The organism is Thermoflexibacter ruber (assembly GCF_900113045.1).
In the GTDB taxonomy this organism is placed as follows: domain Bacteria; phylum Bacteroidota; class Bacteroidia; order Cytophagales; family Thermoflexibacteraceae; genus Thermoflexibacter; species Thermoflexibacter ruber.
Genome location: NZ_FONY01000026.1, coordinates 73,254 through 82,495 on the forward strand (window position 1 = coordinate 73,254; position 9,242 = coordinate 82,495).

General features: G+C 38.6%; 8 protein-coding genes. 3 read left to right on the forward strand and 5 right to left on the reverse strand.

Going from position 1 to position 9,242, the window contains the following annotated elements:
- Nucleotides 1-7: 7 nt before the first annotated feature.
- Nucleotides 8-355 carry a translation initiation factor gene (locus BM141_RS14585; RefSeq protein ID WP_091547919.1) on the reverse strand — a complete coding sequence of 116 codons (348 nt, stop codon included), beginning with the start codon at nucleotides 353-355 and terminating at the stop codon, nucleotides 8-10.
- Between the two features lie 93 nt (nucleotides 356-448).
- On the opposite strand from BM141_RS14585, the gene BM141_RS14590 reads away from it, so the two are divergent.
- Nucleotides 449-1,111, forward strand: coding sequence for a C40 family peptidase (locus BM141_RS14590; protein WP_177217397.1), 663 nt, complete (start codon nucleotides 449-451; stop codon nucleotides 1,109-1,111).
- 31 nt (nucleotides 1,112-1,142) lie between these two features.
- Here the strand turns inward: BM141_RS14590 and BM141_RS14595 are convergent, their stop codons facing one another.
- Together BM141_RS14595 and trpA are read right to left on the reverse strand one after the other, a co-directional pair.
- Nucleotides 1,143-3,092, reverse strand: a complete 1,950-nt coding sequence (locus tag BM141_RS14595) for a RecQ family ATP-dependent DNA helicase (RefSeq protein ID WP_091547923.1) — start codon at nucleotides 3,090-3,092, stop codon at nucleotides 1,143-1,145.
- Between the two features lie 19 nt (nucleotides 3,093-3,111).
- Nucleotides 3,112-3,900: a tryptophan synthase subunit alpha gene (gene trpA / locus BM141_RS14600; RefSeq protein WP_091547925.1), complete on the reverse strand. Its 789-nt coding sequence runs from the start codon at nucleotides 3,898-3,900 to the stop codon at nucleotides 3,112-3,114.
- A 127-nt stretch (nucleotides 3,901-4,027) separates the two neighbouring features.
- Between trpA and BM141_RS23440 the strand changes: the two genes are divergently transcribed.
- Together BM141_RS23440 and typA are read left to right on the forward strand one after the other, a co-directional pair.
- A complete protein-coding gene (locus BM141_RS23440; protein ID WP_221407685.1) occupies nucleotides 4,028-5,074 on the forward strand; it encodes an NTP transferase domain-containing protein in 1,047 nt (348 codons plus the stop codon).
- Nucleotides 5,075-5,175: 101 nt separating this feature from the next.
- Complete coding sequence (typA, locus tag BM141_RS14610) at nucleotides 5,176-6,990, forward strand: translational GTPase TypA (protein WP_091547927.1); 1,815 nt, start codon at nucleotides 5,176-5,178, stop codon at nucleotides 6,988-6,990.
- A gap of 74 nt (nucleotides 6,991-7,064) precedes the next feature.
- Here the strand turns inward: typA and atpC are convergent, their stop codons facing one another.
- Nucleotides 7,065-7,313: an ATP synthase F1 subunit epsilon gene (atpC, locus tag BM141_RS14615; protein ID WP_091547929.1), complete on the reverse strand. Its 249-nt coding sequence runs from the start codon at nucleotides 7,311-7,313 to the stop codon at nucleotides 7,065-7,067.
- 87 nt (nucleotides 7,314-7,400) lie between these two features.
- The gene (atpD, locus tag BM141_RS14620) at nucleotides 7,401-8,909 is read right to left on the reverse strand and encodes a F0F1 ATP synthase subunit beta (RefSeq protein WP_091547931.1); all 1,509 of its coding nucleotides are present in this window, start codon (nucleotides 8,907-8,909) and stop codon (nucleotides 7,401-7,403) included.
- Nucleotides 8,910-9,242: the final 333 nt, after the last annotated feature.

The following is a 9,242-nucleotide window of genomic DNA, read 5'->3' on the forward strand; positions in this document are numbered from 1 at the left end:
TTTGTTGTTACCCTCCTGACTTCTTCACTTTGTATCCTTCCGCAGCGAGCAGAGCCATAATTTTTTCTCTAAAATCTCCTTGAATAAGGATTTCTCCGTCTTTAGTACTTCCGCCCGTACCACATTTATTTTTCAGTTTCTTGCATAGCCCTTCTATATCTTCCTCTGTCCCTACAAAGCCAGTAATCAAGGTAACAACCTTCCCTGCCCTTCCTTTTTTGTCTAAGGAAATGATGAGTTTTTGCTGGGCTGGAGGCGACGTTTCTACTTCGTTCTCTTTATCCTCCTCGTATGAAAAATCAGGGTCGGTACTGTAAACTACCCCCTCTCTATTTTTAGATTTGTTTTTTGACATAAATTTTTAGAACTATTTTACAACTTTTAAGGAAATAATCCTTCTTATCTATATTTTTGCTCTCAAAGATAGCCATTCAAATATATGAAATTTATGCTTTTGAAGCTCGCCATCAAAACTATTGTGCATATTTTTTTACTTTCTACTTTTATGCTTATTGTCTTGTCGTCGTGCGGCAAGAAAAATTATGCTCACCTATACCTGCCTGCCCAACCTCAGAGTACTCTGACCGAAGTGAGCAAAGAAAAAGCACCCTTACTTGCCCTACCTATACAAATCAACAATGCAGAAATAGACAGAATAGCCAATGAATATGCTATCTATAAGGCAAATATACGGAAAGTAGTAGAAAAAGCACGCAGTTTTATCAGTACAAAATACCTAAGAGGAGGCATTTCTGCACAAGGAATTGATTGTTCTGGTTTGGTTTATGCTTGTTTAGAAACTATCAATATCAAGACAGGGCGTACCCCCGAAGACCAAGCCAATCAAGGCAAAATTATTGAAAAAGAAGAATTACAAGTAGGTGACTTAGTTTTCTTTGGAGCAAGCAAAGAGAGTTTTCATATTACTCATGTAGGGATTGTTACAGAAGTTATCCACCCTAAAAAAGTACTTTTTGTACACGCCTCTGCTACGCGAGGAGTAGTTGAGGACAATTTTTATCACTATCATTGGCAAAATGTTTTTATTCAAGCTGTTCGCCCTAACTACTACACCGAGAACCCTACATCAATCAACTCCTTAGGCAAATAGTAGAAATATGGGGCTATTTCTTGTGTTTCTCTTATTTGTTTTTAGATATTTCCAAATCGCCTTTATCGTTATATCGGAGTTCACCTGAAGCGACCATTTTTTGTACTTGACTTAAAAATACTTTGACATCGAGAGGAGAAACTGCTTCTACCAAGTCATTTACATTCATAGAGGTATATTTAAGTGCGTCTAAAACCTGTTGGATATATTCCTGAGCAGACTCATTGGTGGCATGAGGTTGGTTGGTTTTTTTGTTTTTTAAGCAAGTATCACATACTCCACAAGTTTGGTCACTTATCTCGTCAAAATATTCTAAAAGCAACTGCGTACGACAGCGTTTTTCATGCTGAACATAGTGAAGCATCGCACTAATTTTTGCTTCTTCCCTTGCTTGGCGAGTTTGATAGCTTTTGCTATCAAAAGGCAAATCTGGTGCGTTATAGCGTGGTTTTAGAAAGATTAGCTGTGGTTTTTCTTTCTGAGGGCTATAGTCAATAATATTACTTTTCTGTAAGAAAAACAGATGATTGGCTACGGTCTGCTCATCTGTATTGATTTTTTTTGCAATCATTTTCTCAGAAATCTTGGTATAATTAGAGAACAACTCACCCCCATACATTCTCAACAGTAGTTTGACAAAAAAGTCTAAACTTGCATTGGCAATTTGAAATTCATACAGTTTAGTATTATCTACCAAAAATACAATTTGAGAAGGTTTGTTTACCGCCTCATTGAGTAAGATAAATCCCTGATTTTCCAATTCTTTGAGGGCATAGTGAATAGAAAGATAATCCAAAGACTTGTTTTCTGTTTTAGGAAAACTTCGTACAAAGTCCTCCAAATCAAAGTCAAAACTGCTCATCTCGCCGCTACCTACCGCCATTTTATAATAGTTTGCCAATCGCTGATAAACATTTTTGATGACCTCTAAGGAAGGAAAAGTTTGCTTAATTTTTCCCTTCAAATCTTCTATATCTGCTTGATTATAAAGAATAACTCCATAGGCTTTTTTTTCATCTCTCCCTGCTCTGCCTGCCTCTTGGTAGTAGGCTTCCAAGCTCGTAGGCAAATCCAAATGCACCACAACCCTTACATCAGGTTTGTCTATGCCCATGCCAAAGGCATTCGTAGCGACAATGACCCTAATTTTATTTTTTATCCAATTTTCCTGCTTGCTATTTCTCTCCTCATGGCTTAGTCCTGCATGGTAAAAATCGGCACTAATCTTATTTTTCACTAAAAAGTCTGCCACATTTTTGGTTTTCCTACGACTCTGCACATATACTACTGCGCTTCCCTTCACATTTTGCAAAATTTTCAACAAGCGGTTTTCTTTATTTTCTTCATAAAGACATGAATAAGAAAGGTTAGGTCTGGCAAAGCTCTTTTGAAAAACAAGCGTATTTTTTTTATCAAATTGTAGCTTTTCTTGAATATCTATTTTGACCTCTTTGGTAGCTGTAGCGGTTAAAGCAATGCAAGGGACAGCAGGAAAAATTTTTCTAAACTCAGCAATTTCTAAATAAGGAGGGCGAAAATCATATCCCCATTGGGAAATGCAGTGCGCCTCGTCAATTGCTAATAGGCTTATTTTCATCTTTTTAGCCCTTACTTTGAAAATTTCTGTTTTGAGCCGTTCAGGTGAAATATATAAAAACTTAACCTTGCCATAAACGCAAGCATCTAAGGCGAGGTCTATTTCGCGAGGGGTCATACCCGAGAAAATAGCTTTGGCGAGAATCCCGCGTTTTTGTAACTGCTCTACTTGGTCTTTCATCAGAGCAATCAAAGGAGAAATCACCAAACAAAGCCCTTCCATAGCTAAGGCAGGAACTTGGAAACAAACGGACTTGCCTCCGCCTGTGGGAAGTAACGCAAGCACCTCTTTTTTTGCCAAGACTGCTTTGATAATCTCTTCCTGCAAAGGTCTAAACTGTGCGTACCCCCAATATTGTTTTAATATCTGATGAATGTCTGCCAAAGGTCAAAAACGAGTCGTATTATTTTATTTTTGCAACAAAATCAATTATATCTTTTTCTATATCTGTACTTTGTGAAAGCATTTTGATAAAGGCACTGCCTATAATCGCCCCGTGAGCATATCGGGTAGCTACTTCAAAACTTTGCTTGTCAGAGATACCAAAACCGATGAGTTGGGGAGTTTTTAGATGCATACCTTTTATTTTTTCAAAGTAAGGGATTTGCTCTTTGCTTGTACCTTCTTTTGTCCCTGTCGTGCTGGCTGTAGAAACTACGTAAATAAACCCTTTGGACTGCTCATCTATCTGCCTGATTCTCTGCTCGGAGGTTTGCGGGGTAATCAAAAATATATTTACAAGTCCATGATTTTCAAAGAGTTCTTTGTATTCTTCTATGTATTCTTGCATAGGTAAATCAGGCAGAATAATGCCGTCTATGCCTACCTCATGGCATTTTTTACAAAAATTTTCTACCCCAAATTGAAGCACCGTATTCAGGTAGCCCATGAGTAACAAAGGAATATCTACCTCATTTCTAATCCCTTGCAACTGCTCAAAAAGTAGCTTTAAGGTCATACCATTGTCAATGGCTTGCTGACTGCTTTTTTGTATAGTTTCTCCGTCTGCCAAGGGGTCAGAAAAGGGCATACCTATTTCTATGATGTCTGCCCCCGCTTTTTGTAAAGTTTTGATAATGCGTACCGCATCATGGAGCGAAGGAAAACCCGCCGTAAAATAGATATTCAAAATATTTTTTTTATTGAGAAAAGTATCAGTCAAGCGATGTTTGGCAAGTAGGTTAGTTTTCATTAGTTTATTTTAAAGAATTAGTAAACAATGAGTTATTTTTTGTTTGGAGAAAAATTATCAATAAAGAGCAAAAATAAAAAATTCGCTATATTTACTTTCTAAAATCAATGATAAACTTCGATAATCTATGGGCGACTGCTGTAATCAAGACAAAACCTCTAAGTTAGCAAGAAAAAGTTGGGGAGCATTTGGCAAAAATGAAATCGGAATCAAAGCAAAAAATGATGATACTGTACGACAAGTCATGGAGGCTATCATGCTTGCCCTTGCCAAAAAATACAAAATAGCCCTCATAGACCAACGCAGTATTCGCTTGAGCAGTTTTTCTCAGGACATCATCAACGTCCAATTTGCTTTCCAAGGGCAATCTATTCAGTACAATGTCCCCAATTTCCCCAATGAGTTCTTCCGAAAGACTTTGTTTAACGAACAGGATTTAGTACTTGTCAATGCTAACCATTTCTCTACCTCTCATCAAATTTACATAGCCGAGGAACTCAACGAGAAGCAAGATTTGCCTACTTTTTACTATAATCAAAAAGAGCATATCATCGCTTTTGTAGAGGATTTTATGCACGCCAATCTACCCAAATTGAATGGATTAGTACTGATGGGAGGGAAAAGTACCCGTATGGGCAAAGACAAGGGAATGTTGGACTATCATGGAAAACCTCAAAGAGAATACGTATATGATTTACTTTCTGGTTTTTGTGAGGAAGTATATTATTCTGGTAGGGCAGAACAGTTTTCAGAAGAAAATACAAATAAAATAGAAGATAGATTCCTCAATTTGGGACCTATGGGGGGTATTTTGTCTGCCATGATGAGCCAGCCAGAGCGGGCATGGCTGGTAGTAGCTTGTGATTTGCCTTTTATAGACAAAAATACTATAGACTTTTTAATAAAAAATCGCAATCCCGCTAAAATTGCTACAGCGTTTCTGGACAGCCAAGAGCAGTTTCCAGAACCTTTGGTAGCGATATGGGAGCCCAAAAGTTATCTTACGCTTTATCAGTTTGTAAGTCAAGGCTACTCATGTCCCAGAAAAGTACTGATAAACTCAGAGATTCACCTCATTAAAGTCCCTGATAAAAAGGCTCTTACCAACGCCAACGAGCCAAAAGATTATGAAAATGCCAAAAAAGAACTCAACAAGGCTTTTTCAAATTCATAATTTATTCACTTCCAAAAATGCTTTTTTAAGTAAAAAGTGCTATCTTTGCACCTCGATTCAATTCCTTTTAAATAGAAGGATTCATAATTATTTGAAAAACAATGAATAGCATCAGAAATGTGGCAATTATTGCCCACGTCGACCATGGAAAGACAACCTTAGTGGATAAGATTATCCATGCTTGTCAGGTATTCAAGTCGCATCAGGAAACAGGTGAGTTGATTTTGGACAACAATGAGTTGGAAAGAGAAAGAGGAATTACCATTGTATCTAAAAATGTATCTGTTCGTTACAAAGATGTAAAAATCAACATTATAGATACCCCAGGACACGCTGATTTCGGCGGGGAAGTAGAGCGAGTACTCAAAATGGCTGACGGTGTATTGCTTTTAGTTGATGCTTTTGAAGGACCTATGCCCCAAACTCGCTTTGTACTGAGCAAGGCTTTGGCTTTGGGCTTGAAGCCCGTAGTAGTAATTAATAAAGTAGATAAGGAAAACTGTCGCCCTGATGAGGTACATGAGGCTGTTTTTGACCTCATGTTCAACTTAGACGCTACTGAAGAACAGTTAGATTTTAAAACCTTGTACGGTTCTTCTAAGCACGGATGGATGAGCTATGATTGGAAAGAAAAGACAGAAGATATTTTTGCCTTATTAGATACGATTGTAGAGGTGATCCCTCCCGCCCCTTACATAGAAGGTACCCCTCAAATGCAAATTACTTCTTTGGACTTCTCGACTTTTGTAGGCAGAATTGCCATTGGGAGGGTATTCAGAGGTACACTCAAAGAAGGAATGCAAGTTACACTTTGCAAGAAAGATAATGTATTTAAAAAAGCTAAAATCAAAGAACTACATATATTTGACGGACTTGGCAAGCTCAAAGTAAGCGAAGTAAGGGCTGGTGATATTTGTGCGGTAGTAGGCATTGATGATTTCGAGATTGGAGATACTATTGCTGATGCAGAAAATCCAGAGCCCCTCAACCGCATTCCTATTGACGAGCCTACGATGAGTATGCTTTTTGCTATTAATAACTCCCCTTTCTTTGGTAGAGATGGCAAATACGTAACCTCTCGCCACCTCAGAGATAGATTGATGAAAGAATTGGAGAAAAATTTGGCTATGCGTCTGCAACCTACCGACACTGAAGATAAATTTATTGTTTTTGGGCGCGGAATTTTGCATTTGTCTATTTTGATAGAAACTATGCGTAGAGAAGGGTACGAACTCCAAGTAGGTCAGCCTCAAGTAGTTTTTAAAGAGATAGACGGAGAGCGTTGCGAGCCTATTGAAACTTTGGTGGTGGATTGCCCACAAGAAAGTTCAAGCAAGGTCATAGATTTGGTTAGTCAGCGTAAAGGTGAAATGCTGGTGATGGAGCCAAAAGGAGATTTGATTCACATGGAGTTTAGTATTCCTTCTCGCGGTCTAATTGGATTGAGAAACAATATCTTAACTGTTTCTGCGGGAGAGGCTATCATGACGCACCGCTTGAAAGGATACGAGCCTTTTAGAGGAAATATTCCTGAACGCATCAATGGTTCTTTGATTTCGGGAGAGCAAGGAGAGGCAACAGCTTATGCAATAGATAAGTTACAAGACAGAGGTGTTTTCTTTATAGACCCTGGAGAAGAAATCTATATGGGGCAGGTGATTGGTGAGCATAACCGTCAGAATGACTTGGTAGTGAACGTATTAAAAGGCAAAAAGCTAACCAATATGCGTGCTTCTGGCTCTGACGACAACGTGAAAATCGCACCTAAAAAACAATTTTCTTTGGAAGAAGCCTTAGAATATATCCAAAAAGATGAATACGTAGAGGTTACGCCAAAAGCAATTCGTATGCGTAAGATTTTCTTAGATGAGAACGAGCGTAAGAGAATGGAAAAGAAAGAGTTAGTAGAGGCTTAGCTAAAACAAATAGGTTTATAAAGTAAAAAGCTAAACTAATGGAATAGTTTAGCTTTTTATTTAAATAGTAAATTTTACTGTTGGGAAACTGACTCAGCCAAAATCACTACCTTGTTTTTCAGTACCTCTATTACGCCTGAGTCAATATTAAAAAAGTGCTTTCCGCTTTTATCAGCTACTCTGACCGTACCTGTACCCAAGGCACTCACGATAGCTGCGTGGTTATTGAGTACCTCAAACTCACCACTAATGCTCGGCACTTTGACCGCATCTACTTCACCCTCAAACACTTTGGCATCGGGAGTTATGATTTCTAAGAACATGATATTTCTTAATTATAATTTATGAATTATAAATTATGAATGACAAAAGTTATAATTCATCATTCATAATTCATCATTTTAAAAAAATTACTTATTCGCTTCTGCCATGAGTTTTTCACCTTTGGCTATGGCTTGCTCAATAGTACCTACCAAGTTGAACGCCGCCTCAGGTAAGTGGTCGAGTTCGCCGTCCATAATCATATTGAAGCCTTTAATAGTATCTTTGATGTCCACCAGCTCTCCTTTCAAGCCTGTAAACTGTTCTGCTACGTGGAATGGTTGCGAGAGGAAACGCTGAACACGTCTTGCTCTGTGTACCACCATTTTATCATCTTCAGAAAGCTCGTCCATACCCAAGATAGCAATGATGTCCTGCAATTCTTTGTACCTTTGTAATGTTTCTTTTACTCTCTGAGCGGTATTGTAGTGCATATCACCTACAATCTCCGCAGTCAAGATACGTGAAGTAGAATCCAATGGGTCCACCGCAGGATAAATACCCAACTCAGCAATTTTTCTTGACAATACCGTAGTTGCGTCCAAGTGAGCAAAAGTAGTGGCTGGCGCAGGGTCAGTCAAGTCATCAGCAGGCACATAAATCGCTTGTACTGAGGTAATAGAGCCTCTCTTTGTAGAAGTAATACGTTCTTGCATAGCACCCATTTCTGTTGCCAAAGTTGGCTGATAACCTACTGCCGATGGCATACGACCTAAAAGAGCCGACACCTCTGAGCCAGCTTGGGTGAAACGGAAGATATTGTCAATAAAGAAAAGAATGTCTTTGCCTTTTCCTTCGCCTTCGCCATCTCTAAAATACTCAGCTACCGTCAAACCTGTCAAGGCTACTCTTGCCCTTGCTCCGGGAGGTTCGTTCATCTGACCGAACACCATGGTTAAGTTTGAGCCTTTAAGTTCTTCCATATTGACAGAGTCCAGCGCCCAGCGACCTTCTTCCATAGAGTGTTTAAAGCTATCTCCGTACTTGATAATGCCCGCTTCAATCATTTCACGCATCAGGTCATTCCCTTCACGCGTACGCTCGCCTACCCCTGCAAATACAGATAAGCCTGAATACGCCTTCGCAATATTATTAATCAATTCTTGAATCAAAACCGTTTTTCCTACCCCTGCACCACCAAACAGACCTATTTTACCTCCTTTGAGATAAGGCTCTATCAAGTCAATCACTTTGATACCCGTATAAAGCACTTCTGCTTTGGTAGAAAGTTCCTCAAACTTAGGAGCAGGTCTGTGGATAGGATAGCTTACTTTTACCTCAGGTTTAGGAAGCCCGTCAATAGGGGCACCTACTACGTTGAATAAGCGACCTCTGATTTCCTCACCGATAGGCACAGCGATTGGCTGTCCTGTGTCCACTACTTCCATACCTCTCAACAAGCCCTCAGTTCCTTCCATCGCAATAGTACGCACTCGGTCTTCGCCTAAGTGTTGCTGAGTTTCCAACACTACCTCTTGACCATTTTCCTTCTTTACCACTAAAGCGTCTAAAATTTTCGGCAATTTAGAACCCTCAGCCTCGAAGCTCACGTCGACAACGGGACCAATTACCTGCGTGATTTTACCAATATTTGCCATATTTTATATTAAAGTGTTGCTAACAAAGTAAAATAGAAATACAATAGGGAATCGCCTGAATAAACTACTAAGACTAAAACACCTATTTTAAAAAATTTTCACAAAAGTAAATGATGAAACTCTTTTATGCAATTTATTATAAATAAAACTTTTTTTGAAAACAAATTCTCCACATTTTTGCTATGATTGAGTATTCATTTGAAAATACCTTTCTTATAACAATATGACCGCCAAGAGTGTAATTTATTAAATTAAAAAAATGGCATTTATTTAGGGGAATTTTCTCACGATTAACCTAAAAAAATGCCAAATATATTAGAAATCCTCTTAGTC

Bases quoted from the DNA above. Each gene is read 5' to 3' on its own strand.
- BM141_RS14585 (WP_091547919.1), bottom strand. From the start codon at position 355: ATGTCAAAAAACAAATCTAAAAATAGAGAGGGGGTAGTTTACAGTACC.
- BM141_RS14590 (WP_177217397.1), top strand. From the start codon at position 449: ATGCTTTTGAAGCTCGCCATCAAAACTATTGTGCATATTTTTTTACTT.
- trpA (WP_091547925.1), bottom strand. From the start codon at position 3,900: ATGAAAACTAACCTACTTGCCAAACATCGCTTGACTGATACTTTTCTC.
- BM141_RS23440 (WP_221407685.1), top strand. From the start codon at position 4,028: ATGGGCGACTGCTGTAATCAAGACAAAACCTCTAAGTTAGCAAGAAAA.
- typA (WP_091547927.1), top strand. From the start codon at position 5,176: ATGAATAGCATCAGAAATGTGGCAATTATTGCCCACGTCGACCATGGA.
- atpC (WP_091547929.1), bottom strand. From the start codon at position 7,313: ATGTTCTTAGAAATCATAACTCCCGATGCCAAAGTGTTTGAGGGTGAA.
- atpD (WP_091547931.1), bottom strand. From the start codon at position 8,909: ATGGCAAATATTGGTAAAATCACGCAGGTAATTGGTCCCGTTGTCGAC.